General features: G+C 56.4%; 27 protein-coding genes. 14 read left to right on the top strand and 13 right to left on the bottom strand.

Translation table 11 applies throughout. From position 1 onward, the window contains the following. Window positions 1-99: 99 nt before the first annotated feature. Both IFT53_RS06520 and IFT53_RS06525 read left to right on the top strand, forming a co-directional pair. Window positions 100-1,032 carry a VOC family protein gene (locus IFT53_RS06520; RefSeq protein ID WP_192064333.1) on the top strand — a complete coding sequence of 311 codons (933 nt, stop codon included), beginning with the start codon at window positions 100-102 and terminating at the stop codon, window positions 1,030-1,032. Between the two features lie 61 nt (window positions 1,033-1,093). Then, on the top strand, window positions 1,094-1,705 hold the full coding sequence (locus IFT53_RS06525; protein WP_192064332.1) for an alpha/beta hydrolase: 612 nt from the start codon (window positions 1,094-1,096) through the stop codon (window positions 1,703-1,705). Between the two features lie 55 nt (window positions 1,706-1,760). Here the strand turns inward: IFT53_RS06525 and IFT53_RS06530 are convergent, their stop codons facing one another. The 3 genes from IFT53_RS06530 to IFT53_RS06540 all read right to left on the bottom strand — a co-directional run bounded on the left by IFT53_RS06530 (window position 1,761) and on the right by IFT53_RS06540 (window position 3,662). Then, on the bottom strand, window positions 1,761-2,345 hold the full coding sequence (locus tag IFT53_RS06530; protein WP_192064331.1) for a transglycosylase SLT domain-containing protein: 585 nt from the start codon (window positions 2,343-2,345) through the stop codon (window positions 1,761-1,763). A gap of 113 nt (window positions 2,346-2,458) precedes the next feature. Next, complete coding sequence (locus tag IFT53_RS06535; RefSeq protein ID WP_192064330.1) at window positions 2,459-3,292, bottom strand: TrmH family RNA methyltransferase; 834 nt, start codon at window positions 3,290-3,292, stop codon at window positions 2,459-2,461. Beyond that, a complete protein-coding gene (locus tag IFT53_RS06540; RefSeq protein WP_192064329.1) occupies window positions 3,282-3,662 on the bottom strand; it encodes a hypothetical protein in 381 nt (126 codons plus the stop codon). Before IFT53_RS06540 ends, IFT53_RS06535 begins: the two co-directional genes overlap by 11 nt. A gap of 39 nt (window positions 3,663-3,701) precedes the next feature. On the opposite strand from IFT53_RS06540, the gene IFT53_RS06545 reads away from it, so the two are divergent. Both IFT53_RS06545 and rpoH read left to right on the top strand, forming a co-directional pair. Continuing rightward, the gene (locus IFT53_RS06545) at window positions 3,702-4,724 is read left to right on the top strand and encodes an RluA family pseudouridine synthase (protein ID WP_192064328.1); all 1,023 of its coding nucleotides are present in this window, start codon (window positions 3,702-3,704) and stop codon (window positions 4,722-4,724) included. Window positions 4,725-5,023: 299 nt separating this feature from the next. Further along, window positions 5,024-5,926, top strand: a complete 903-nt coding sequence (gene rpoH, locus IFT53_RS06550) for an RNA polymerase sigma factor RpoH (RefSeq protein ID WP_042617466.1) — start codon at window positions 5,024-5,026, stop codon at window positions 5,924-5,926. A gap of 88 nt (window positions 5,927-6,014) precedes the next feature. Here the strand turns inward: rpoH and IFT53_RS06555 are convergent, their stop codons facing one another. Continuing rightward, entirely contained in the window at window positions 6,015-8,255 is a 2,241-nt protein-coding gene (locus IFT53_RS06555; protein ID WP_192064327.1) for a hypothetical protein, read from the bottom strand. Between the two features lie 70 nt (window positions 8,256-8,325). Further along, window positions 8,326-9,624 (bottom strand): adenylosuccinate synthase, encoded by a 1,299-nt coding sequence (locus tag IFT53_RS06560; protein ID WP_042617464.1) that lies wholly within the window; start codon window positions 9,622-9,624, stop codon window positions 8,326-8,328. A gap of 218 nt (window positions 9,625-9,842) precedes the next feature. Between IFT53_RS06560 and IFT53_RS06565 the strand changes: the two genes are divergently transcribed. Next, window positions 9,843-10,730: a DMT family transporter gene (locus IFT53_RS06565; protein WP_192064326.1), complete on the top strand. Its 888-nt coding sequence runs from the start codon at window positions 9,843-9,845 to the stop codon at window positions 10,728-10,730. A 41-nt stretch (window positions 10,731-10,771) separates the two neighbouring features. Here the strand turns inward: IFT53_RS06565 and IFT53_RS06570 are convergent, their stop codons facing one another. The 3 genes from IFT53_RS06570 to IFT53_RS06580 form a co-directional block, all read right to left on the bottom strand. Beyond that, the gene (locus IFT53_RS06570) at window positions 10,772-11,011 is read right to left on the bottom strand and encodes a hypothetical protein (protein WP_192064325.1); all 240 of its coding nucleotides are present in this window, start codon (window positions 11,009-11,011) and stop codon (window positions 10,772-10,774) included. 203 nt (window positions 11,012-11,214) lie between these two features. Continuing rightward, window positions 11,215-12,327, bottom strand: a complete 1,113-nt coding sequence (locus IFT53_RS06575) for a hypothetical protein (RefSeq protein WP_192064324.1) — start codon at window positions 12,325-12,327, stop codon at window positions 11,215-11,217. Between the two features lie 153 nt (window positions 12,328-12,480). After that, window positions 12,481-13,077 carry a DUF1134 domain-containing protein gene (locus IFT53_RS06580; protein WP_042617461.1) on the bottom strand — a complete coding sequence of 199 codons (597 nt, stop codon included), beginning with the start codon at window positions 13,075-13,077 and terminating at the stop codon, window positions 12,481-12,483. Between the two features lie 148 nt (window positions 13,078-13,225). On the opposite strand from IFT53_RS06580, the gene chpT reads away from it, so the two are divergent. Continuing rightward, entirely contained in the window at window positions 13,226-13,876 is a 651-nt protein-coding gene (chpT, locus tag IFT53_RS06585; RefSeq protein WP_192064323.1) for a histidine phosphotransferase ChpT, read from the top strand. A gap of 64 nt (window positions 13,877-13,940) precedes the next feature. Here the strand turns inward: chpT and IFT53_RS06590 are convergent, their stop codons facing one another. Further along, entirely contained in the window at window positions 13,941-14,456 is a 516-nt protein-coding gene (locus tag IFT53_RS06590; RefSeq protein ID WP_192064322.1) for a GNAT family N-acetyltransferase, read from the bottom strand. Between the two features lie 99 nt (window positions 14,457-14,555). After that, entirely contained in the window at window positions 14,556-15,260 is a 705-nt protein-coding gene (gene ctrA, locus IFT53_RS06595; protein WP_042617459.1) for a response regulator transcription factor CtrA, read from the bottom strand. A gap of 444 nt (window positions 15,261-15,704) precedes the next feature. Here ctrA and IFT53_RS06600 point away from each other — a divergent pair, with 444 nt between their 5' ends. Beyond that, complete coding sequence (locus IFT53_RS06600; RefSeq protein WP_042617458.1) at window positions 15,705-16,055, top strand: hypothetical protein; 351 nt, start codon at window positions 15,705-15,707, stop codon at window positions 16,053-16,055. 222 nt (window positions 16,056-16,277) lie between these two features. Beyond that, the gene (locus IFT53_RS06605) at window positions 16,278-16,715 is read left to right on the top strand and encodes a GFA family protein (protein WP_192064321.1); all 438 of its coding nucleotides are present in this window, start codon (window positions 16,278-16,280) and stop codon (window positions 16,713-16,715) included. Between the two features lie 153 nt (window positions 16,716-16,868). Here the strand turns inward: IFT53_RS06605 and sciP are convergent, their stop codons facing one another. From sciP to cysQ, 3 genes are all read right to left on the bottom strand, one after another. Beyond that, on the bottom strand, window positions 16,869-17,144 hold the full coding sequence (gene sciP / locus IFT53_RS06610) for a CtrA inhibitor SciP (RefSeq protein WP_027675777.1): 276 nt from the start codon (window positions 17,142-17,144) through the stop codon (window positions 16,869-16,871). Between the two features lie 330 nt (window positions 17,145-17,474). Further along, on the bottom strand, window positions 17,475-18,515 hold the full coding sequence (locus tag IFT53_RS06615; protein WP_192064320.1) for a DUF2793 domain-containing protein: 1,041 nt from the start codon (window positions 18,513-18,515) through the stop codon (window positions 17,475-17,477). A gap of 99 nt (window positions 18,516-18,614) precedes the next feature. Beyond that, window positions 18,615-19,388, bottom strand: coding sequence for a 3'(2'),5'-bisphosphate nucleotidase CysQ (gene cysQ / locus IFT53_RS06620; protein ID WP_192064319.1), 774 nt, complete (start codon window positions 19,386-19,388; stop codon window positions 18,615-18,617). A 352-nt stretch (window positions 19,389-19,740) separates the two neighbouring features. Between cysQ and IFT53_RS06625 the strand changes: the two genes are divergently transcribed. The 6 genes from IFT53_RS06625 (at window position 19,741) to IFT53_RS06650 (ending at window position 25,360) form a co-directional block, all read left to right on the top strand. Beyond that, the gene (locus tag IFT53_RS06625; RefSeq protein WP_042617454.1) at window positions 19,741-20,643 is read left to right on the top strand and encodes a branched-chain amino acid ABC transporter permease; all 903 of its coding nucleotides are present in this window, start codon (window positions 19,741-19,743) and stop codon (window positions 20,641-20,643) included. 49 nt (window positions 20,644-20,692) lie between these two features. Next, a complete protein-coding gene (gene livM, locus IFT53_RS06630; protein ID WP_409233693.1) occupies window positions 20,693-22,045 on the top strand; it encodes a high-affinity branched-chain amino acid ABC transporter permease LivM in 1,353 nt (450 codons plus the stop codon). Beyond that, the gene (locus IFT53_RS06635) at window positions 22,045-22,911 is read left to right on the top strand and encodes an ABC transporter ATP-binding protein (protein ID WP_274604072.1); all 867 of its coding nucleotides are present in this window, start codon (window positions 22,045-22,047) and stop codon (window positions 22,909-22,911) included. The genes livM and IFT53_RS06635 overlap by 1 nt, the downstream gene beginning before the upstream one ends. After that, window positions 22,911-23,639 (top strand): ABC transporter ATP-binding protein, encoded by a 729-nt coding sequence (locus IFT53_RS06640; RefSeq protein ID WP_192064317.1) that lies wholly within the window; start codon window positions 22,911-22,913, stop codon window positions 23,637-23,639. Before IFT53_RS06635 ends, IFT53_RS06640 begins: the two co-directional genes overlap by 1 nt. A 136-nt stretch (window positions 23,640-23,775) precedes the next feature. Next, window positions 23,776-24,129 (top strand): DUF6867 family protein, encoded by a 354-nt coding sequence (locus tag IFT53_RS06645; protein WP_042617450.1) that lies wholly within the window; start codon window positions 23,776-23,778, stop codon window positions 24,127-24,129. Between the two features lie 115 nt (window positions 24,130-24,244). Next, window positions 24,245-25,360: a branched-chain amino acid ABC transporter substrate-binding protein gene (locus tag IFT53_RS06650; protein WP_042617449.1), complete on the top strand. Its 1,116-nt coding sequence runs from the start codon at window positions 24,245-24,247 to the stop codon at window positions 25,358-25,360. Window positions 25,361-25,363 lie beyond the last annotated feature (3 nt).

Here is a 25,363-nt window from a genome sequence, read left to right on the forward strand (position 1 = left end):
AACGTTCGATCTATACGAACGGCATGATCTGCACCATCTTGAGCCCATGAACGAAGGGTGACGCTGTTCCGCGCACCCATCTAGATTTGAGGGATCAAAATGTTGAACCAGATCAAGGGCCTGCACCACGTCACATCCATGGCTGCGAGTGCACGTGGCAACAACCACTTCTTCACCGATACGCTGGGTTTGCGCCGCGTAAAGAAGACAGTCAATTTCGATGCGCCAGACGTCTACCACCTCTACTATGGTGACGAGGTCGGTACGCCCGGCTCTGTCATGACCTATTTCCCGTTTCCGCATATTGCACGGGGCCGTCCCGGTACCGGCGAAGTGGGCACGACGCTGTTTTCCGTTCCGGAAGGTTCGCTTAGCTACTGGCAGGATCGTTTGGCCAAGGCCAATGTCGATGGTCTGAAAGCCGATGAGGCTTTCGGCAACAAGCGTCTGCATTTTGCCGGGCCTGATGGTGATGGTTTCGCCATGGTCGAGGTGAAGGACGATGCGCGCGCGCAATGGACCGCCAATGGCGTCGGGGAAGATCAGGCGATCCGTGGCTTTCAGGGTGCGTCGCTGCGGCTTCAGGATGAAGGTGCAACGGCAGAACTGTTGAAGTTCATGGGCTATCAAGAAGTTGACCGGAAGGACGGTGTTCTGCGGTTCGGCATGCCCGGCGGCAATGGTGCCGATTTCATCGACATCGAAACCATGCCGAATATCTCAGGTGCGCGCCTTGGTGCAGGCTCTGTCCACCACCTCGCATTTGCGGTCGATAACCGCCAGACGCAGCTGGAAGTTCGCAAGGCGCTGATGGATACGGGCTATCAGGTCACGCCTGTGATCGACCGTGATTACTTCTGGGCGATCTATTTCCGCACGCCCGGTGGCGTTCTCTTCGAAATCGCCACCAACGAGCCCGGCTTTGACCGTGACGAAGATACGGCCCATCTGGGCGAAGCCTTGAAGCTGCCAAGCCAGCACGCGCATCTGCGCGCCACGCTGGAGCAGCATCTGGAGCCGCTGGAAAATTGATAGTTCGAAACAGCAGAAACGCTTGCGGCCTCAGTGCCGCAGGCTGTTTTGAGGAGTTTTTATGAGCAAGGATAGCTATTTCCACAAGGTGCGGCCCGGTGCACCGGGGCAGCCCGCGTTTTTCGTGTTTCACGGCACGGGTGGTGATGAGAACCAGTTCTTCGACTTCGGTTCGCGATTGTTGCCCAATGCGACGGTTGTTTCGCCACAGGGTGATGTGTCCGAATACGGCGCGGCCCGCTTCTTCCGCCGCACGGCAGAAGGCGTTTATGACTTGGCCGACCTGGATCGCGCCACGAAGAAAATGGCGGAGTTCGTCACAGCCAACCGCGATGCCCACGAGGCGGGGCTGGTGGTTGGTCTGGGCTTTTCCAACGGGGCGAATATTCTGGCCAATGTGCTGATCGAGTTTCCCGATCTGTTTGATGCGGCCGTGTTGATGCATCCGCTCATTCCATTTACGCCGAAGCCGGCACCTGCATCACCGTCACGCCGCCTGCTGATAACGGCGGGAGAGCGCGACCCGATCTGCCCAATTCCTTTGACCAACAAGCTGCATGACTATTTCAAGGCGCAGGGCGGCGATGTGGGCATGGAGTGGCATTCGGGCGGCCACGAAATACGATCCACCGAGATCGAGGCTGTCAGGGCATTTATGACGCCCTATGCGTGAATGGCCCCTTCGCTTCGCGTGGGCTTAGCTTTGCTTAGGCTGGGGGTGACGGGTTCTACCGATACCCGCAGTCCTGCAACTGCTTTTCATAGCGGATGGCCATGTTGGCGGAGCGGCGGGCGGCCTTTTGAATGGCGATGTTGTCGCGCCACACGCCCTTGGAATATCCGGCATGGCCGGAATAATAGGCGAGGTAGAGATTGTAGGGATCGTTCAGCGCAATGCCGTTCTGGCGGTTGCTCTTGGCGTGATACCAGCCAACGAAGTGGATTGCGTCGGTGAAATCGGTGCGGCTGGCATTCCAGCGTCCTGTTTCGCGCTGATAGACTTTCCACGTGCCATCGAGCGCCTGCGCATAGCCATAGGCAGTGGATTTGCGGCCCCACGGAATGAGGCCGAACAGCTCGTTGCGGGGCGGGCGGGCATAGGGCTGGAAGCTGGATTCGGTGTAGATGGTTGCCATCATCACCGGAACCGGCACGCCGAACTCCCGCTCGGCGGCGCGCGCATCTTTTTTCCAGTTGTTGAATACGCCGTCTCGCTGGTCAAAAATCGCACAGGCATTGGTAATCTGCGACGGGGCAGTCGCGCAACCAGCCAAGGCTACCAAAAGAAAAACAGCGACAAATACGCTACGCATCGCGAAACCTTTCGTTCCGCCTATTACTAAATTGTAAATCTTAACGGTCGGTTTTGAGACAAGGTTAATGCAAATGCGCGCTATTAACGTTTTGGCAAAATTTGGGCCTTGCCTCAGACGCGACCCATGGCACCGGCCATCTGGTACAGCGCAAGGGCCGCAGCCGTTGCCGCATTGAGACTATCAAGCTGTGGGGACTGAGAAATGCGTGCCGTGTGAAACCGCGAGAGAACATCCGGCGGCAAGCCATCGCCCTCGGTGCCGATGACCAATGCCATCCTGTTCGATGCCTTGATCTGGCGGATTTCGGTGATGCCCGCTGGAGACAGGCTCCAGATATCAAAACCTTCTGCGGCCAGGGTTTCCAGCATTTGCAGTGCTGCACCACCCCGGTGATAGGGCACCGAAAGCACGGAGCCTACGGAGACACGTAGCGATTTTCGATAGAGCGGATCGCAGCAGGTGGAATCCAGGAAGACGGCATCTGCATAAAAGGCTGCAGCATTGCGAAACATCGCGCCGAGATTATCGTGATTGGAAATGCCACAACCGGCCAGCACGAGCGAGGATTGCGGCAATTGACCAAGGGTCACGCCCATGTCCCGGTCGCTCTTTCGCTTCCCCAGCGCCAGAATTCCCCGGTGCAGATGAAAACCAACAATGGCATCCAGCACCGATGCCTTGGCGACATAGATCGGGACATCGGATGGGAAGTCGCAAAGAATATCGGCGACGCCTGCCAGGCGGTTTTCGAGAATGAGAATGCTTTCCGCCTCGAAGTCACGACCAGCTATGTGGGCTGCGGCCAACATGCGCAGCACGACGGTGCCCTCAACGATGAAGCGTCCCTGTCTGCCCGTCAGATCACGCTCACGGATATCTTTGAAATCCGCGATGCGAGGGTCGTCAGCGTCCGATATTGGCGTTAGCGCGAGATCACCTTGCATCGATGGTAATATCAGCCACGAAACGACCTGCCTGCACGTTGAAGACCAGCGCCTTGCGTGTGCCATTGGCCAGACGTCCATAAAACAGCATGTCACCGCTGGCAAAGGAGACGTTCTCGATGGTGAAGCCCTGTGGCAGGCTGGCGGTGGCGGCAACCGGCGCATCCGAGGGGACGGTGGTCATCGCAGTTGTTGCCGTGGTCTTGGACGGGCCTACGGCCTTATAGACAACTGCGCCGAAGACAGCCATAAGGCTGATAAACATCACGGAGCCCGACACGATCTGCAACCGGATCATCTTGCGGCGAACTTTTTCCATGGCCGGGTCTAGCGGCTGGTCGTCCTGTTCGGCTTGCTCGATCTGCGTCATCGGGATCCTTGGATATTGTTGAGTGATCGGAAAATAAGAATGAACGACCCCTTTAAACAAGGCGGAGACGCAAGGAAAGTCCTGATTGCCGGCGAAGATGCCGAAGGCCGTATCGACGCGTGGTTGGCAGCCGAGGTTGGTGGCGATCTCTCACGCAGCCGCATCAAGGCGCTCATCGAGCAGGGGGCGGTTTTTCTCAATGAAAAAGCCGTGACCGAGCCGAAGAAGAAGGTGCAGCCGGGCGACCGCATCGAGATTACCATGCCGGAGCCGGAAGATCCCGAACCCAAGGGTGAAGATATTCCGCTTGAGGTGGAATATGAGGACGAGGATCTGATCGTTCTGCTGAAGCCTGCGGGCCTTGTTGTGCATCCCGGTGCTGGCAACTGGACGGGCACGCTGGTCAACGCGCTCATCCACCATTGTGGTGACAGCCTGTCCGGCATTGGCGGCGTCAAGCGCCCCGGCATTGTTCACCGGTTGGACAAAGAAACCAGCGGCGTCATGGTCGTTGCCAAGAACGACAATGCGCATCGCAAGCTTGCAGCACAATTTGCCGATCACGGCCGCACCGGACCGCTGGAGCGCGCCTACAAGGCCATCGTCTGGGGTCGTCCCAAGACCCTGCGCGGTACGATTGATGCAGCACTTGGGCGCGGGGCGGATCGCACCAAGCGGGCCGTCAAGCGCGAGGATACCGATGATGCGCGCGAAGCAATCACCCATTATGAGGTGATCGAGCGTTATCACGAGAAGCCGGACGCGACCTGCCTTGCCTCGCTGGTGGAGTGCCGCCTTGAAACCGGGCGCACGCACCAGATCCGCGTTCACATGGCGCATATCGGGCATCCGCTGATCGGTGATCCAGAATATGGAGCCGCCTTCCGCACCAAATCCAACCTGTTGCCTGATGAGGCGAAGGAAGTGGTCAACCGGTTCTCAAGGCAAGCTCTGCATGCCTATCTTCTCGCTTTCGAGCATCCACGGACCGGCGAGGTCATGGAGTTCGAAACCGATATGCCTGACGATATGGAAGAACTGGCACAGGCGCTTCGCGGCTGAGAAAAACGACGTTTCAGCTTTATAGAGGTGCGCAACTCCCGGGGCGGGAGCAGCGCGCCTGCTTTTGTGTGGGCGCAGAGTTGCCGCTGGGCGAAAAATGCGGAACGAATTCATGTCTGCGCCGTTTGCATGGCAACGGATCAGGTAATTTTATAACGCTGCTGTGATCCGCGACGGCTTGAAACGCGTATTTTCAATACATATTTGGTACATGGGTTCGTGCGGGGTCGAAGTTCGACACGCAAAATTGGTTTGCCTGAAAAGGGAGCCAGCCCGGAACAACGATAAGGGGGTGCTTTATGGCCCGCAACAGTTTGCCATCGATTACAGCCGGCGAAGCCGGTCTGAACCGCTATCTTGATGAGATCCGCAAGTTTCCAATGCTGGAGCCGCAAGAGGAATATATGCTCGGCAAGCGCTACGCCGAACATGGTGACCGCGATGCAGCTCATCGACTGGTAACCAGCCACCTCCGTCTCGTTGCCAAAATCGCAATGGGCTACCGTGGCTATGGCCTTCCGATCGGCGAGGTTGTTTCCGAGGGCAATGTGGGCTTGATGCAGGCGGTCAAGAAATTCGACCCGGAGCGCGGCTTCCGCCTTGCGACCTATGCGATGTGGTGGATCAAGGCGTCCATTCAGGAATATATCCTTCGTTCGTGGTCGCTCGTGAAAATGGGCACCACGGCGAACCAGAAGCGCCTGTTCTTCAATCTGCGTCGCCTGAAGGGTAAAATTCAGGCTATCGATGAAGGCGATCTGAAGCCAGAGCACGTTACCGAGATTGCGACCAAGCTTCAGGTGTCTGAGGAAGAAGTCATCTCCATGAACCGTCGCCTGCACGGCGATGCGTCACTCAACGCGCCAATTCGGGCTGCGGAAGGTGAAGCAGGCCAGTGGCAGGATTGGCTGGTGGATGACCACGAGAGCCAGGAAACCGTGCTGATCCAACAGGATGAGCTGGAGACGCGCCGTCGCATGCTGGCGAAGGCCATGGGCGTTTTGAATGAACGTGAGCGCCGCATCTTTGAAGCACGCCGTCTTTCCGAAGAGCCAGTGACGTTGGAAGATTTGTCCACAGAGTTCGACATCAGCCGCGAGCGCGTTCGCCAGATCGAAGTTCGTGCGTTTGAGAAGGTGCAGGAAGCCGTTCAGAAAGAAGCGCTTGAAGCCGCAAAGGCGTTGCGCGTGGTCGACGCGTAACCCACTCTTCCTATTTATTTCCATCAATCAAAAGGCCCCGGATGTTTCCATTCGGGGCCTTTTTGTATTGTGTGACGATGATCGCGCGTTACTGGTTGGTCGCGGGAACTGCCGCGCTCCATTCACGCAACGCCGTGTCGAATGCGGCCTTGCCATCTGCACCCTTTTGAAGGGTCAGCAAAGCGCGGCGACCATTGCGGTATGATACCGGAATGTCGATCCAGTCACGGGTGCGCATCAGCTCCAGATTGGTCTTCAACGCGTCTGGGAAATCGTTCAGCGCAATCATGTGGAAATCGTCGGTGATCTTGGCGGGAACCGCAATCAGCGCGTTTCCGCGATCCTGCTCCGTGCTCTTCATAGCGATGCGCTGGACGCTGTCGATTGCGCCGCCTTCAAAGCCTGCACCCACCGAGAAGACGATCTCGACCAGATGGCTGGCGGGCAGCGACGGGTCTGTGTTGCGCTTGAACGTGATCAATGCGCTCAGGCCACGTCCTGGAATGGTGATCTGACCCTGCACAGTGGCCGAAGGCTTGCCATTCGCATCGGCTTCATTTTGCAGGCCCCATGAGACGGTGCCTTCAATGGCTGTCGGCACGGTCTGGCCCAGCACTTCCTCATAGAGGAACATGCGATGGCCAGAGGCAGCAGCCGCTGTCTGTTGGGCAGGCGCCTGTCCGGCTGGAGCTGTTGTTGCGCCCGTTGTCGCTGGTGGCGTCTGGGCGGAGGCGTCAGGCGCCGCTTCGGTCTGCTGGTAGACAGACTGGCCTTCGGCGGTCACTGGCTGGCCGTTGGCTCCAGGGCCTGCGCCATCATCCTTTTCGGTGCCATCAGCAAGAAGACGCTGTGTGTATTTCGTGCCCGTAACAGAGCCATCATCAGCTGCCTGCGGTGCGGTGGATGACGCTGGCTGCTGGCCGGTCGTACCGGTCTGCGCCGCCGGTGTGCTTGTTGCAGGCGTGCTGGCTGGCGCGGAGGCCGTTTCTGTCGGCGTTTGCGTTGCCGTGCCTGTGCCGTTCTGAGCCGACTGTACAAGGCCGCCGACCATGTCGTTCAGCGCATCGCGATTGGTCCAAAGAGCATAGGCGCCGCCTGCCAAAAGCACGACGCCGCACAGGCCAAGAACCATGCCCGAATAGTTGCGCTTGCGTTTTTTCTGCGTTCTGTAAGCAGACGCCGGGATGCCATCGGCCGCGATGCCTGAGCTGAAATCATCGTTTCTGGCGTTGTTCGATACGTTGCCCGACGTTCCGTCATAGCCGATCAGCTCTTCCAGATCGTCCCATGGGGTACGCTCCGCATCGTCCTTCTTAGGCGTCTGTGGTGCGAAAGGATCTTCATCGGCGCGCGGCAGGCCTGGGGTGGATTTTGCCGTCAGGTCAAGCGATGTGTCCTGGAAATAGGTGGAGTAATCTTCGACGACAGCAGGGGGCTGCTTTGGTGCACTCGTCTGCTGGTCTTGATGCCGCTGATCTTCATCGGCAAAGGTCGGAGCCTCGCCAAAGTGGATCTCGTCATGGCGCGTCTCAACCCGCTGATCCTCTGCGACGGCATCCTGATAATAGGGTGACGGGGAGGAGTAGCTAGCATCATAGGGCTGCGCAATATTGGCGTGGAAGACATCGCTGTCATCCGAAGGGCGGGCCGGTTCCCGGTGAAGGTCTTCGTCCGCCTGATGAAGTGTGTCTTCATGCGGATAGGTTTCACGATCGTCGGCAGGCGTATCCTGTCCAACCCAGTTCTGGTGGGCGTGATCTTCCGCTTCGGCAGCAACAGGCTCAACCTCAACTTGAGGCGGGGTGAAGCGTGTTACTTCCGTGGCCGTCGTGAAATAGGTCGGCGCTTCCGGTTCACGGCTCGCATAGTCATCGACCGGCTCGGCATAGCGCTCTTGGGCTTCCGGTTCGTCGTGATATGTTTCGGGCTCAACGGGAGCGGGCTCTACCGGTGCGTAAACCGGCTGCTCTTCTGGAGCTGCGGGCTCCTCATAGGCACGCTGCTCCTCGGCGACGGTTTCCTCATAATAGGGTGAGGAGACATCAGGCGTTGGCGGGGCAGCAACGGGTGCTGCCACCGCTTCGGCGTAATCTTCATCGTCCTCAACGGCGGGAAGCGCCTCGGCGTAGTCACCTTCAACCTCGGCAATGGCCGTGTCCAGCTTCAGAATCTGCCGCTTTAGCAGTTCTTCGGGTGGACGCGGCTTCATGTTCTCAAGCTGGCGCACGACAGCGCTCCGCGCTTTGTCGTACACCTTTGCCCGGTTTTCAGGAGTATTGTTCGCCAAGCCATCCACGGCCTTGCGAATGACTGCTACAAAATCCGCCATAAGCACTTTCTCGTCGAGGCCAATGACGTTCTGGCCTGATATGGTTTATCAAACATGATCGTTGAGGACATTAGTCCTCAAACGGATCAGTCACAAGTATGGTGTCATCCCGCTCGGGGCTGGTGGATAGAAGCGCAACAGGCGCTCCGATCAACTCTTCGACCTGGCGGACATATTTGATAGCTTGAGCAGGCAAATCCGCCCATTTACGGGCACCGACCGTAGATTCTTTCCAACCTTCAAGTGTGATGTAGATGGGCTCGACGCGTGCCTGCGCGCCCTGACTTGCCGGAAGATGCTCGATCTCCTGACCGTCCAGCTTGTAGCCGACGCAGATCTTCAATTCTTCGAGACCGTCGAGAACATCTAGCTTCGTCAGCGCAATGCCGGTGATGCCATTGGTAGCAACAGACTGGCGAACCAGTGCAGCGTCAAACCAGCCGCAACGGCGCTTGCGGCCTGTTACGGTGCCGAACTCGTGGCCTTTTTCGCCGAGGAACTGGCCGATTTCATCGTGCAGTTCAGTGGGGAAGGGGCCTTCGCCAACGCGTGTCGTATAGGCTTTGGTGATACCGAGAATGTAGCCGAGCGAGCCCGGACCCATGCCCGAACCTGCAGAGGCTTGACCAGCCACCGTGTTGGACGAGGTGACATAGGGATATGTGCCGTGGTCGATATCGAGCAGCGAGCCCTGCGCACCTTCAAACAGGATGCGTTCGCCAGCGCGGCGCTTCTTGTCGAGCAGAAGCCATACGGTTTCGCTGAACGGCAGGATCTTGTCTGCGACCGATGTCAGCTCTTCCATGATGGTTTCATGAGAGACTTCCGCTGCGCCGAAGCCACGACGAAGCGCATTGTGGTGGGTCAGAATACGGTCGACCTTGGCGGAAAGAGCGTCCTTGTCTTCCAGATCCATGACGCGGATGGCGCGGCGGCCAACCTTGTCTTCGTAAGCCGGGCCGATACCGCGACGGGTCGTGCCAATCTTGGTGCCGCTGTTGGAGGCGGCGTCTTCGCGCATGCCATCCAGCTCGCGGTGCAGCGAGAGGATAAGGGTTGCGTTGTCGGCAATCCGCAGGTTCTGCGGCGTGACCTTCACACCCTGAGCGTCCAGACGTCCGATTTCTGCGATCAGCGCGTGCGGGTCAACGACGACGCCGTTGCCGATAACGGCGAGCTTGCCGGGGCGCACCACGCCAGAGGGCAAAAGCGACAACTTATAGCTGACGCCATCAATGACGAGCGTATGACCTGCGTTATGACCACCCTGGTAGCGCACGACGACGTCTGCGCGCTCCGAAAGCCAATCAACGATCTTACCCTTGCCTTCATCGCCCCACTGCGAGCCGACCACCACGACATTCGTCATTTCTTGCTTTCCTGCTCCTGGCGCTGAAACGCCCCTTACTAAAACCCGCGAATGTATACTGCGTTGTTTTGCGGAAAGCGACCCTGTTTATGGGGAGAATCCTTGTTTTTCCGGCACAATTCGGTTTCGGGGCGCTATCCTTGTCCCGATCCCTCCTTGCGGAACGCGAATCGGCGGTGCAGAACAGCGGCGGTTGTTGATCTGAAAGTCGAAATTCCGTGTCATCCAGAGCCTATCTCGTTTTGATCATTGCCACACTGTGCTGGGGCGGTAACGCCGTGGCGGGAAAGCTGGCGGTTGGACATGTCAGCCCTATGGTTCTGACATTTCTGCGGTGGGCCATAGCTGTCGCCGTGATAACTGCAATATCCCTGCCGCACCTGCGCCGCGACTGGCCGGTTGTAAAAACGCGGCTGCCCTATTTTTTCGCTTTGGGTGCAGTGGGCTACACATGTTTTAACGCCACGCTCTACACCGCGCTGAAACATACATCGGCCATCAATGTTGCCGTCATTCAGGCTGGCATTCCCATGGTCATATTTGCGCTGAACTTCGCGCTATTCCGCACGCGGATTTTCGCGGGCCAGATCATCGGTTTCATTTTGACCATTACGGGTGTGTCGCTTCTTGCCTCCCACGGTGACCTCTTGTCACTGTTGCACCTCGACATGAACATTGGCGACGCCATCATGCTTCTCGCGGTTCTGTCCTATGCCATCTATACCGTGATGTTGCGCTGGAAGCCTGTTGTTAACTGGCGCACGCTGATGGCTATTCCGGCCATGGCCGCCTTGGTGTCGTCGGTTCCGCTGCTGTTGTGGGAAGTTTCGCAGGAGGCGGCCCAGTGGCCGGACGCAAAAGGCTGGGTGATAACGGTTTACACCGCGCTGTTTGCGTCTCTCGTCGCGCAGATCTTCTTCATCATGGGTGTTGAGCGTATCGGGCCCAACCGTGCGGGGCTTTTCATCAATCTCATCCCGGTATTTGGCACGTTTTTGTCTGTGCTCATCCTTGGAGAGATACTGCACCCCTACCAGCTGATTGCCTTGCTGCTGACGCTGACAGGCATAGCCGTTGCAGAAAGAAAAAAACCGCCGGTTCCATGAGGAAACGGCGGCAAGTTGGTCATGTTTTCAAAAATGCGTGGTCAGTTGGCCGCTAGCGACTGATCGAACCCAGCGAAATAATCATCCAGTGCTGATCTCATCTGAGAGGCCGCCAGATCGAGCGTGCAGGCGCTGCCAACAGGCGCGACAGCTGCAACGACGTTTCGTTCGATAGACATAAATCCGCGGGCAAATCCGCCGGGGCCTGCCGCTTCAGCGTGGCTTGCAACAGACGCGATAACGATGCCACAGATGGCGGCAGCAAAGAGTTTCTTCAGCATTGTCATACCCCGTTTTTGCGTCGGCCAGCTTGGTGCCGGTCTTGTCCACTTTGTTCTGTCGGCGCCAGAGGCTTTGCGTCTGGGCCAGTGATGACGACATTACAGGGCGGGCTTTTCAGGGGCTTTAAACAGATAGCTACAATTTTATCCGTTGTTATTTTTAATGCGAACAATCTCGATTTTTCTTCGAGAGGTCAAAGCGGTCAGCTGTTTTGTTGAGCCACAAGGTCGCTGGCGCGGCTTGCCAGGTTCTTACGACCCGTTTGGCTGGATGCCGCAGCGATCATGGATGGGATGGGAGAGGCGCTGCCTTCCTGAGCCATGGTCAGCGCGATCATGCGTGCGGCGATCTGCGAGATTTCCCGGCGAATCGCTTCGTCATTGCCGCTGCCTCGGCTGTTGAGCAATCGCTCGGTCAAAGCCGTGCCCTGGTTGCGAATATCCTCGATTTCGCGGGCGATCTTCTCCGGTGAGGCTGCTTTGGTGCTTGGTGCCACAACGGCTGCGGCTGCGGCAACCACAGTTGGTTCCGGGGCTGCAGGCTTTGAGGTGTTTTCCATGAGCGCCTTCAGCCTTGCAGCTTCCTGTGTGCGGCGCTCTAGCAGCAGCTCCTTGTCGGCGTGGCGCGCGGCTTCCTGGGCGAGCTGCTCTTCCAGCCGCGCGACCTTGCGGCTTTCGCGGTTAACATTGCTGGACAGTTCGCGGTTTCTGGAGGTTACTTCATCAAGTTCCTTCGTCAGCGCTTCCCGCTCATTACGCCACGAGGCGGCTTTATGCCTCGCTTGTTCAACTTCGAGATCCCTGGCAGACAGGGCGATCTTCAGATCGTCAAATTCGCGGGAAATGGCGCTGATGCGCTTGGTGAGGCCTGAGATTTCCTGCGTGCGGGAAATGGCGGTTTCCTCGGCGTCGCTCAAAGCTGATTTCAGCCGGGCTGCCGTATCTTCATGCCGACGCGCTTTGGCGCGCAGATCGCTGGCTTCCAGCCGCATCTGTTCCAGCTCGGATGTCAGCTCACGGGTTTCGTTCAGCAGCTTGCCGGCTTCATCCAAGGCCCCTGCATTGCGGAATTTGAGGGAAAGAGCCTTTTCGCGCTCGGCATCCAGTTCCTGGCGGGTGCGGGCATTTTCTGCCGCGTATAAAGCGCGGGCCATGTCCTTTTGCGCACGCACTTCCTGCGGGCTGATCGGCATCGTGGCGCGCAGGCGCTTTTCCGTATAAACGACGATGCGGCGATGGATCGCGGGTGCCATCAGCGACACTAGGAGAATGGCGGTGAGAAAACCCAGGCCGAAAAGAAGTGAGTACTCGATCACGCAGCGTGTCTCCATACGAAATACAGTGCCGGAAACCGTCTAGGTCGTTCATATCCCGGTCTATTCCATCGGCGCTATGTCTTGCACGCCAATCTTGCGTCAGGCCTTATACCAGGTGCGGCGACATTGATGCCAGTCGCACAGACATGCCACTCAGAACGGGTTCCACGTCGGCTGTGGGGTCAGTTTCAGGTAGCCGACATTGATGCCAAGACGGGCGCCGATACCGGTTCTGATTGGCGCAATGGTCACATCGCTGTTTTTCAACACGGTCATGCCCACGCCAGCAACGATGAAAGCGGAACCGCTGACGCCACCATAACGGCGGTACAGAGAGTTCACCGCAGGCAGGTTATAGACAAGCATCATGGCGCGTGTGCCTTGGCCACCATAGTCCAGACCGAGCGAGGGGCCCTGCCAGAACACGGGGTGCTGACCGGCATTCTTGGTGTAGAGCTGGCCTTCGCCATAGGTCAGGCCTGCGACGAACGCGCCTGAGCCTTCCTGACCCAGAATATAACCATTGGGCAGGCCATATTGCTGGAATGCACGTTCAACGACCTTGGCTAGTCCGCCCGTCGTTTCGCCAAAGAACCCATGTCCGGCGTCAACAATTTCCTGTAGGGAATATTGGTCGCTGCTTTGGGCAGAGGCTTGCGCGGCACACACGAAAAGGCTCGTGAACGCCAAGAAAATTCTGAAGAGTCCGAGGCGTGCGATGGTGCGGAGTTCAGTCAGTCGCATCTTCAATTCCGTCCGTCTGTTTCGTTCGTTTTGCCCTGTTAAGACATTTGGCATTTTGAAACCATGATATTAACAATCGGTTTACCAAATATGGTGTCATTATGGCTTAATAATTTCCACACCGTCCGCGCAGCCTTGCGCAGGAGAAAATTTTATGACGAGCAAACCGAATCTGACGCTGTCCGGCCCCGATCTTGCGGCGCTGCTGTGCAGTCGCGTCTGCCATGATGTGATTTCGCCTGTTGGTGCAATCAACAACGGGCTGGAGCTGCTGGATGAGGGCGGTTCGGACGAAGACGCGCTGGACCTGATCCGTACCTCGGCGCTCAATGCCTCGGTCCGCCTCAAATTCGCCCGTCTGGCATTCGGTGCATCCGGTTCAGCCGGAGCGTCCATCGATACGGGCGAGGCCGAAAAGGCTGCCAAGGACTTCGCCGCCGCTGAAAAGAAGGCCGAGGTAAGCTGGACAGGCCCACGCGCCATCATTCCGAAGAACCGCGTGAAGATGCTGCTCAATCTCTTCCTCGTGGCCTATAGCGCCATTCCACGTGGGGGCAATGTCGATATCGTTCTGGAAAACCCTGAAACCGATGCGCGATTCGAAATCACCGTCAAAGGCCGCATGATGCGCGTTCCGGCCAAGTTTGCCGCGATTTCGCAGGGTACAGAAGAAGAGGCGATCGATGCACATTCCGTGCAGCCTTACTACACGCTGCTGATGGCTGAAGAAGCCGGCATGAAAATTGGCTATGAAGCGCATGAAGACCGTATCGTCTTCACTGCATCCATGCTGGAAGCCGCTTAAATACCTTGCGCATGTGATAATTCGAACCGGGCGGCCCTGCGCTGCCCGGTTGTTCTGTTTCACATTATCTAGTCCGGCACTCCATCACCGCGTTCAGGTAGGCCTGATTGTCGATGCGAAAGTGCGTTTGGCCAGTCATCACAAATCCGTTGGCCCTGTAAAATTCCAGCGCGGCGCTATTTTCGGAATTGACCGACAACCACACGGTTTCGATCTCTTTGGCAGCACATATTGCCAGGGCTGCTTGCATAAGGCGCTTGCCTATGCCCTTGCCATGGTGCCTCGGCTGGACATAAAGCGTCTTGATCTCAGTCTGTGTCTTGCTTGCGGACGGCGCGCGGCTCTTAAAGGAAACCCTTATAAAGCCGTCGATGCCATCCTCGTTTTCGGAAACGATGAGATGGTCGTTAACGCTGCCAAGGATTGCTTCGAATTTTTCCGAGGTGAATTCGCTGAGCGCGTAATCGGCAAAGAATGCGTTCACGCCACGGCGCAGATAGGTGCCAATCCAGACTTCCAGTGAAATCGCGGCAAGGCTTGAAGCGTCGGACGGCAGGGCGTCTCTGATTCTCAAAGTCATCGTTCCACTCACCGAAGGTAATTGCGCTGAATGCTTACTCCAAAAACGAGAAAAACCGCCTCTGAGGGCGGTTTTCAGGGATCATGCCTGCGGGCGTAATCAAGCGGTTTCGAGATATTCCGTCGCGCCATCCGGCTCGCGCAGAACGTATCCACGGCCCCAGACGGTTTCGATGTAGTTCGCGCCGCCTGCAGCGTTTGCCAGCTTCTTGCGCAGCTTGCAGATGAAAACGTCGATGATTTTCAGTTCAGGCTCATCCATGCCGCCATAGAGATGGTTGAGGAACATTTCCTTGGTAAGCGTCGTACCCTTGCGAAGCGAAAGAAGCTCCAGCATCTGGTATTCCTTGCCCGTCAGGTGAACGCGCTGGCCGCCGACTTCCACAGTCTTGGCATCCAGATTGACGATCAGCTCGCCCGTGGAGATGACCGACTGGGCATGTCCCTTGGAGCGACGAACGATAGCGTGAATGCGAGCGACGAGCTCATCCTTGTGGAAAGGCTTCGTCATATAGTCGTCGGCGCCAAAGCCAAGGCCGCGAACCTTGTCTTCAATACCCGCCATGCCTGAGAGAATCAGGATCGGGGTCTTTACCTTGGACAGGCGAAGCGTTCTCAGAACCTCGTAGCCAGACATGTCGGGCAGGTTGAGGTCGAGCAGAATGATGTCGTAATCGTAGAGTTTTCCAAGATCTACACCTTCCTCTCCAAGATCGGTCGTATAGACATTGAAACTTTCCGACTTCAGCATCAGCTCAATGCTCTGAGCTGTTGCGCTGTCGTCTTCGATTAGTAGAACCCGCATAATTATCCCCTTTGCCGCCGCGGAAGGTAAATGATTGCCTTTTGCGCGATACGGATCCAGTCGTTGCCTGATTTGCAGGCTGCCACCAAATGGTTAACAAATTCTAATTACCTTTGGCAAGGTGCGAAGAATTTATTAAAATCTGGTTCCAGACTACTGTTTTTCAACGCGAATCCGCATCACCAAAATTGAATCATAACGTGAACAGATCCCGTTAAGTGACTCAATCGACTCCTACATTGTCGTTCCCGTGTTTTTTCGGGCTTGGCGTTTACCGACCTTTAAATGATCTGCCTTATCATTAACGATGCCCGTAAACGAAAGGTTAACAGCGTCGATTTTTTATTAACGTTGGGTAACTTTTAAGAATCATTCCGGCACATGCCTGGGTGAAGGGTCGGTTCCAGTTTTTACCGGGGTCTCGCTATCCACGGAGTATTGCGTATGAAGTCGCGTGACAGCCTAGTTCGCCTGAAGGAATTTCAGGTCAACGAAAAACGTCGTCAGTTGCAGCAGTTGCAGATGATGATGTCCGAATTCGAACGAATGGCCAAGGAATTGGTCCATCAGATTTCTCTGGAGGAGAGCAAATCAGGAATCACCGATCCGACACATTTCGCCTATCCGACCTTTGCCAAGGCTGCACGCCAGCGCGCAGATAATCTTCAGGTTTCCATCCGCGAACTGAAGATGCAGGAAGAAGCCGCCGAAGCCGTTCTGGAAGAAGTCCAGGCTGAATTCGAGCGGGCGACCGCGCTTGAAACACGAGACGTTGCTATTCGCGCTCGCGCGTGAGGAGGCTTCGAAATTAACGTCTTCATTGACGGTGGCCAGTGGATCAGGAGGCTGCTTTCAATGGCTGACGTTTGCCTATGTCGTCGGAACGTCATTGGATGTCCGGCGCTAATTGTCTTGAACGACACGAAAAATCACCGCTCCCTCGGGGGCGGTTTTTTTATGCGCCGTGATTTGGCGGCAGGGATCGGTTACAAACTGTAACAAAGGGAGGTCCGGCCAATGAAAGACTTAGCAGGAGTGGTGAAGGCGCAAAAAATAACGCGCGGATCATGTCTGTGCGGGCGGGTGAATTGGGAATTTCGCGGCGAGATTCCAGATGCAACGATCTGCAACTGTACCGCCTGTCGCCGTTACGGCGTTCTGTGGGCTTATGACTATGACGGTCACGGAATTTCAATAGAAGATCCGCATGAACAGCTCGTCGGCTATCAGCGCGAATCGAATGTTCTGTCGTTCAGATACTGCAAAACCTGCGGCAATCTGGTCTCATGGCGCAGAACGAAAGCGGAGGAGGATGGGCGCGTCAGGGTTGCCGTGAATTTGCGGCTGGCTGAGCCTGCCGACGTCGCTGATATTCCGCTCGTCCGGTATGAGGGTTTGCAAAGCCACAAGGATTTGCCGTCTGATGGGCGAACCGTGACGGACGTCTGGTTCTGAGCCAGGTCTAAGTCCGACATCGCCAAGAGCGGGAAATTGCTCTCGGCTAACCTGTGCTTCCAAAACAAATCAGCGCCACGCATTCCCCTTCATTTCAGGGAATGGTGACGCTTGATCCTGTCGATGACGCCCTCTAAAAGAAGACGGCGCAAACTAGTGGCGGTATTGCTGGATACGCGTGGTGCGCAGACCTGCAAGGCCGTGGTCGCTGATGGATGACTGCCAGGAGAGGAATTCCTCTACTGTCAGCGTATATCGTTCGCAGGCTTCCTCGAGGCTTAACAGTCCTCCTCGTACCGCGGCGACAACCTCTGCTTTTCGCCTGATGACCCAGCGGCGCGTGTCCGCGGGGGGCAAGTCGGCAATCGTCAAAGGGCTGCCATCGGGGCCGATGACATATTTAACTCGTGGGCGTATCATTTCGGTCATTGGACACTCTACACAAACTCAAGACCATATTTGATGCACTTTAGGACCGTACCTTTAAAAATTACCTAAGCTGCTTGAGAGAATTTGTTAAGAATTTGAATGGTTTCGCCTGATTTGTTCGAGCTTTGCTGGATTCTTGCGCCCAAAAGAAAAATTCATTTTGTCGCTTTTTCTGCCATTTTTTATGAATCTCATTTCGTGAGGAATTTATAATATAAGTATTTTGGCGTGAATCCCGTGATGTCGCGTCTTGGAAGGCCGGGTCCAGACGCTCATGGGCAGGTTCACCTGCCCCCGACCTTGAGCCGGCGGCAGGTGTTGGGAAATGCGTCAGAGCATAGCCAAGCTCATTTCAGTCTTTCCCACCCCATAGGCCAGTTGGCATGTGCCGCTGTGAGCGAGCGACAAGCGGTCATTTACGGTGAGTGAAACGAGGAAGGTGGCCGATTGCAGGCTTTCTGCGGCGGAGGTCGTCCCGTTCAGCGCAAAAGAACTTGCCGTACCGTTGATCCTGACGGTGACTGTGTGGCCAGAGGATGAGACGACGGCGAGTGACAGTGTCAGCGCGTAGATGCCGGTGACGGGAACCCGAACTTCTTTCAGCGTATCAACCACGACATTGCCAAGCGCAAAGCCTCCCTGCTGGATGCCAAGGGTTGTGAAGCCCGAGACTGAGCCTGCCGCATGGGAAATATTGCCGCTTGCTCGCCCGGCGCGCACCAGCGGTCTTGCGGGCATGGAAACGTGGCCAGCGCCAGAAACGGAAAGCGCGGTTGTCCATGTTGCGCCATCTGCGGAGGTTTTGATGGTGAAACTGTCATTGCCAGCCAGTCCCATTTCGGCCCTGCCGCTCCAGTTGGACTGAAACAGCAATGAAGCCGTGTCAGCCGCCGTCGCCTTGTTGACCTTTATCTGGTGCCCACCGCCCGATGCTGCATTGGTGAAGAGTGTGGCTGCTGCCGCCACGGCCAGCCGGTTTGTGTCGTCAGCGGTGGCATTCACGCCCAATTGCTCAAAGCTGGCAACGCCCGGCATCGCAATCGCCTGCCATGCACCGTTTTGCAAAGCCTTGAGGCCCATGCTTTCCAGAAACCATGCGCGCCAACCGTCTTGCGGGGTGACATAGATCCACGCACCATCTTGCCGGAAAGCCAGCTTCCCGGCTTTGCCGGTCCATTCGCCTGTGGGAGAGGGGGATATGAGAAAGCAGTCGCCTTCCGCAGGCGTTGGCGGCGGTTCTGCCGCTTCTGTGCGGATGACCAGTTGGGTGATGGCATCGAGCCTTTGCAGGGCCTCGTTGTGGGTGATGTGCTTCTGCGCCTGGGAAGGCAGAATATAAGGCAGTTCAAGTCTCGTTGTCTGTTCTGTCATGGCTCAATCTCCGTTGCGCGAGAGATTGTGCGGCCGTGGAAGGTGCCATTGAGAAAAAACCGAAAATATTTTTGATGAAGGCCGACCGCGCCCGAGCCCTCAGGGCATTGCACCCCAGGCAATGAAATCCGGGTTGGCAAGCGCGTCTTCGGTTCCGTCGGTGATCTCATAGCGCAAGGGATGACCGGCCATATCCAGCGTGATGCCACCGGCAGCCCGTAATACGGCATCGCCAGCGGCTGTATCCCACATCATGGTGCGGCTGAAGCGCGGATACACATCGGCCGCACCCTCGGCCAGCATGCAGAATTTCAGCGAGGAGCCAATGGATATGCTGTCGATCAAGCCATGCTCTGCCACAAAGGCTTCGGTTTTCGGCGTGCAGTGCGAACGGCTGATGACGGCAATGGGGATTGTCGGCTTGGCGCGGCAGCGAACCCTGCGCACATCCATCTCTTCAAACGCATCCGAGACATGGACCTTGCAGGCCGTCTCACCGTCTCCTGTCCAAAGGACCTTGAGGGCCGGTGCATAGACGACGCCCAGAACCGGTGTGCCGTCACGCACCAGCGCGATGTTGACGGTAAAATCCTGCTTGCCGGAAATGAACTCCTTGGTGCCATCCAGCGGATCGACAAGGAAAAACTCGTTTCGTGTCTGCGGGACAATGCCGTGGGCCGCCGCCTCTTCTGCAATCACGGGAATATCGGGAAAGTGCTGTGCCAGTGCATCAAGGATAATGTCTTCTGCCCGTTGATCGGCTTCGGTCACGGGGGAACAGTCGTTCTTGTAGGTGACGTGCGGACCGGCGGCATGGACCGCCATGATCTCTCTGCCAGCCATCAAGGTGGCTGCGGTTAAAATATCGAGCATTGAAGTCCCCTAGACATCGTAGACGCTGTCCCTAGCAGAGACGACATAAGCTTTTCGAGCCCGGTTTACAACGCAAGGAACGTGCCGTTCATTTCTGGAAATGATGATGCTTTGCGTGGAATTGACGGGCGTCAGCTGTTTTTTGCGGCATCTCATGCTGAAATTCTGACCGTTGTGGAGCTTCGTCAGGCATTCACTGGGGAAATTCCAAATAATAAGCTGTTTTACAGATTTTTGACTTCACATTTTTTTCGAACGCGATATGGGTTTTAGACAAGGGGGACAAAAAATGCAGCCCCCGGAAGCAACATAACGAGACCTGTTTCGCAGAGAATAGGTCCGGGGGAAAGATATGGAGTACTTCGTCCAGCAGCTCATAAACGGGCTGACTCTTGGCTCGATCTATGGCCTCATCGCTATCGGCTATACGATGGTTTACGGCATTATCGGCATGATCAACTTCGCCCATGGCGATATCTTCATGCTTGGCGGCTTCGCTGCATTGATCGTCTTCCTTATTCTCACATCGTTTTTTGCCGGTATTCCGGTCGCGATCCTTCTTCTGGTCATGATGGTCGTCGCGATGCTGATGACCGGCCTGTGGAACTGGGCGATTGAACGTGTGGCCTATCGCCCGCTGCGCGGCTCATTCCGCCTTGCGCCGCTGATTACCGCCATCGGCATGTCGATTGCACTGTCCAACTTCATTCAGGTCACGCAGGGCCCGCGCAACAAGCCGATCCCGACGCTGGTGACGGATGTCTACCATTTCGGCGCCATCACGATTTCGCTGAAGCAGTTGCTGATCGTTGTGATCACGTCCGTCCTGCTGCTTGCCTTCTGGTATATCGTCAACAAGACGCCTCTTGGCCGTGCGCAGCGCGCAACCGAGCAGGACCGCAAGATGGCTGCACTTCTGGGCGTTGACGTCGACCGGACGATCTCCATCACCTTCGTCATGGGTGCCGCACTCGCCGCAGTCGCAGGCTCCATGTATCTGATGTATTACGGTGTTGCATCCTTCAACGATGGCTTCATTCCAGGTGTGAAGGCGTTTACCGCCGCTGTTCTCGGTGGCATTGGTTCGCTGCCCGGTGCGGTGCTCGGTGGGTTGCTGATCGGACTTATTGAGAGCCTATGGTCGGCGTATTTCTCCATCGCCTACAAGGATGTTGCGGCGTTCGCCATCCTCGCATTCGTGCTGATTTTCAAGCCGACCGGTATTCTGGGCCGTCCGGAAGTCGAGAAGGTTTAAGATCATGGCAAATATCGCTTCTGAAAAAGAAACGCCTGGTCCAAGCGTCATGGCTCAGGCCGTGAAAGAAGGCTTCTTCGCGGGTCTCGTCTCGCTGGGAATGTTCATTCTCTATGTCGGTATCGTGACCTATCAGGATATCAACAACCAGTTGATCTGGGGCACGCGCTGGGGCCTTCTGGCCATCTTCGTCGGCGTCGCAGCGGTCGGTCGCTTCCTCGTCGTCGGTTTCCTGCGTCCGCATTTCGATCGTCGGAAGATGGCGAAGGCGAAGACCGGAATTCTGGAAATTTCCGAGGATAAAGGCTTCTTCCACAAGCACTTCCTGAAGATCGCCCTGGTCTTCCTGCTGATCTACCCGGCCATCGCCGTGGGTCTGTTCGGCTTTCAGGGATCGTTGAAGCTTGTTGATAACTTCGGCATCCAGATCCTCATCTATGTGATGCTGGCCTGGGGTTTGAACATCGTTGTCGGTCTCGCCGGTCTGCTCGATCTGGGTTATGTTGCCTTCTATGCGGTCGGCGCTTATTCCTACGCGCTTCTTTCCAGCTATTTCGGTCTGTCCTTCTGGGTTCTGCTTCCGATGGCCGGTATTCTGGCTGCGTTCTGGGGCATCATCCTCGGCTTCCCGGTTTTGAGACTGCGCGGCGACTATCTCGCCATCGTGACGCTCGCTTTCGGTGAAATCATCCGGCTTGTGCTTTTGAACTGGACCGAGGTCACCAAGGGAACCTTCGGTATTTCCGGCATCGCGAAAGCATCGATTTTCGGTATCTGGTCTTTCGATGTTGGCGCACCAAATAACTTCGCCAAGGTCTTCGGCCTGCCGATGTCCTCGTCCTACTACAAGATCTTCCTGTTCTACGTGATCCTGCTTTTGTGCATGCTCACCGCCTACGTCACGATCAAGTTGCGCCGCATGCCGATCGGTCGTGCGTGGGAAGCTCTGCGTGAAGACGAAATTGCCTGCCGCTCGCTCGGTATCGATACCGTCAAGACGAAGCTCACGGCTTTCGCCACGGGCGCCATGTTCGGTGGTTTCGCGGGTTCATTCTTCGCGGCTCGTCAGGGTTTCGTATCGCCTGAAAGCTTCGTGTTCCTGGAATCCGCTGTCATTCTCGCCATCGTCGTTCTTGGCGGCATGGGGTCGCTGACAGGTATCGCCATCGCGGCGGTCGTCATGGTCGGTGGCACAGAGTTGCTGCGTGAAATGGAATTCCTCAAGCACGTCTTCGGTCCTGATTTCACGCCGGAACTTTACCGTATGCTGCTGTTCGGTCTGGCGATGGTTATCGTCATGCTGTTCAAACCACGCGGCTTTGTTGGTTCTCGCGAACCCACGGCCTTCCTGAAGGAGCGCAAGTCCATCTCCGGCAGCTTCACCAAGGAAGGTCACGGCTGATGGCTTCCGGGAACATTGACATGACACAAGACACGATTCTCAAAGTCGAACATCTATCCATGCGCTTCGGCGGTCTGATGGCCATCAACGACTTCTCCTTCGAGGCGAAGCGTGGCGAGATCACTGCTCTGATCGGTCCAAACGGTGCAGGCAAGACAACCGTCTTCAACTGCATCACCGGCTTCTACAAGCCGACGATGGGCATGATAACGATGTGCCGGAAAACCGGTGAGGAGCATCTTCTCGAGCGGTTGCCGGATTTCGAAATCACCAAGAAGGCCAAGGTTGCGCGTACCTTCCAGAACATCAGGCTGTTTTCCGGCCTGACGGTTCTCGAAAACCTGCTGGTCGCGCAGCACAACGCCTTGATGAAGGCGTCGGGCTACACCTTCCTCGGTCTGCTCGGCATGCCGGTTTACAAGAAGGCAGCCGCAGGGGCGATCGAGAAGGCCAAATATTGGCTCGATAAGGCAGAGCTGACCGACCGGGCCGATGATCCTGCTGGCGATCTTCCCTATGGCGCACAGCGCCGTCTGGAAATTGCCCGCGCCATGTGCACCGAACCTGAGCTTCTTTGCCTCGACGAGCCGGCTGCTGGCCTCAACCCGAAGGAATCGCTTGCGCTCAATAACCTGTTGCGTGGCATCCGGGCTGAAGGCACGTCCCTGCTTCTGATCGAGCATGACATGTCTGTGGTCATGGAGATTTCCGACCATGTCGTGGTTCTCGAATATGGCCGCAAGATTTCCGATGGCACGCCTGATCATGTGAAGAACGACCCGAAGGTCATCGCCGCCTATCTGGGTGTCGAGGATGATGAAGTGGAAGAAGTGATTGCAGAAGAACTTGATGGGGGAACGGTTTGATGTCCGGTGAAGCCCTTCTCAAAGTCCAGAACGTCGAAACCTATTACGGCAATATCCGCGCCCTTGCCGGTGTGGATGTGCACGTCAACAAGGGCGAGATCGTCAGCCTCATCGGTGCCAACGGCGCAGGCAAGTCGACGTTGATGATGACGATCTGCGGCAGCCCGCAGGCGAGTTCAGGCTCTGTCATTTTCGATGGTGAAGACATTACCAACGTGCCGACCCATATGATTGCGCGTCGTCGTATCGCGCAATCGCCAGAGGGCCGTCGCATATTTCCACGCATGACCGTTCTGGAAAATCTCCAGATGGGTGCCAATCTGGACAATCTGAAGTACTTCAAGGAAGACGTGGAAAAGATCTTCACGATGTTCCCGCGCTTGAAGGAACGTCAGGCCCAGCGTGGTGGCACCTTGTCGGGTGGCGAGCAGCAGATGCTCTCCATCGGTCGTGCATTGATGTCTCGTCCGAAGCTTCTTCTTCTGGATGAGCCATCGCTTGGCCTCGCTCCGTTGATCGTCAAGAGCATCTTCGAAGCGATCAAGACGCTGAACAAGGAAGAGGGCCTGACCGTCTTTCTTGTGGAACAGAACGCCTTTGCCGCCTTGAAGCTGTCCGACCGGGCCTATGTCATGGTCAATGGCAAGGTGACGATGAGCGGTTCTGGCCGGGAGTTGCTGGCCAATCCGGAAGTCCGGGCTGCCTATCTCGAAGGCGGTCGTCACTGATCGCTGGTTGCCTGGTCTGGTCCCGCAGGGGCCAACGGGCAGATCACAGATAACGATAAAGTCTGCCGGCAAACGGCGGGCGCCACAAAAAGACAGGCCCTGTCATGGTGATGCAGGGTTACTGATGGGGAAAAAGATGCAGGGACTTTTTTTCGAGAGTGACAGCGGTGTTCGTTATATCTTGCGAGGGCTGGTGGTGCTTCTGGGGTTCTGGACGGCATGGCGCACCGGAAAGTCCGTTGCAGAAAGCTGGGAGAGCTACCCGCGTGTTGTTCTTTACACGCTTCTTCTGGGCGTCGTCATGCGTTTCATGCACTATGCGCTGTTTGCAGGTCCGATGCTGAATGGCTTCTATTACCTGATAGATGTCGCAGTATTGCTGGCTTTTGCAACGGTTGGATTTCGCATGCGCCGCACCAGCCAGATGGTCAATAACTACTACTGGCTGTATGATCGAACTTCATCCTTTTCTTATAAGAAGAAAGATTGACAGCGGCGTTGTTCTGAATTCAGAATACTCGCGAGAGTGGAACAGCTTGCGCAGTTAAGGTGGGTGCTGAGCAGGCAGGGATAATCAACCCAACCATGGAACTGGGAGTAATATAATGAAGAAGTCTCTTCTTTCCGCAGTTGCGCTGACCGCAATGGTCGCCTTCAGTGGTTCTGCCTATGCTGACATTCTCGTCGGCGTTGGCGGCCCTCTGACAGGCCCGAATGCGGCTTTTGGTGCACAGCTCCAGAAGGGTGCTGAGCAGGCTGCGGCAGACATCAATGCTGCTGGCGGAATTAACGGCGAAAAGATCAAGATTGTACTTGGCGACGACGTTTCCGACCCTAAGCAGGGCATCTCGGTTGCCAACAAGTTTGTTGCTGATGGCGTAAAGTTCGTTGTCGGTCACTTCAACTCCGGCGTTTCCATTCCGGCGTCTGAAGTTTACGCAGAGAACGGCATCCTCGAAATCACGCCTGCTGCGACCAACCCGGTCTTTACAGAACGCGGCCTCTGGAACACATTCCGCACCTGCGGACGTGACGACCAGCAGGGCAGCGTGGCGGGCAAGTACCTTGCTGAAAAGTTCAAGGGTGCCAAGGTCGCGATCGTTCACGACAAGACCCCTTACGGTCAGGGCCTCGCCGATGAAACACGCAAGACGCTCAACGCTTCTGGCGCGAAAGAAGCCATCTACGAAGGCGTGAACGTTGGCGACAAGGACTTCTCCGCGCTGATAGCGAAGATGAAGGAAGCTGGCGTTTCGATCATCTACTGGGGTGGTCTCCACACAGAAGCCGGTCTCATCATCCGTCAGGCGGCTGACCAGGGTCTGAAGGCCAAGCTCGTTTCTGGCGACGGCATTGTTTCCAACGAACTGGCCTCCATTGCTGGTGATGCTGTTGAAGGCACGCTGAACACGTTCGGCCCTGATCCAACCATCAACCCTGCCAACAAGGACCTGGTTGCCAAGTTCAAGGCCGCAGGCTTCAACCCTGAAGCTTACACGCTCTACTCCTACGCTGCGCTGCAGACGATTGCTGCTGCTGCAAAGGATGCAGGCTCACTCGATGCAGAAGCTGTTGCTGCTGCTATGAAGAAGGGCAAGTTCTCCACCGTTCTCGGCGAACTCTCCTTCGACGAAAAGGGCGACCCGAAGGCGCCTGGCTACGTCATGTACGAGTGGAAGAAGGGCCCAGACGGCAAGTACAGCTACTTCCAGCAGATGTAAGCC

Source organism: Rhizobium sp. CFBP 13644 (assembly GCF_014842165.1).
Lineage (GTDB): Bacteria > Pseudomonadota > Alphaproteobacteria > Rhizobiales > Rhizobiaceae > Agrobacterium > Agrobacterium tumefaciens_C.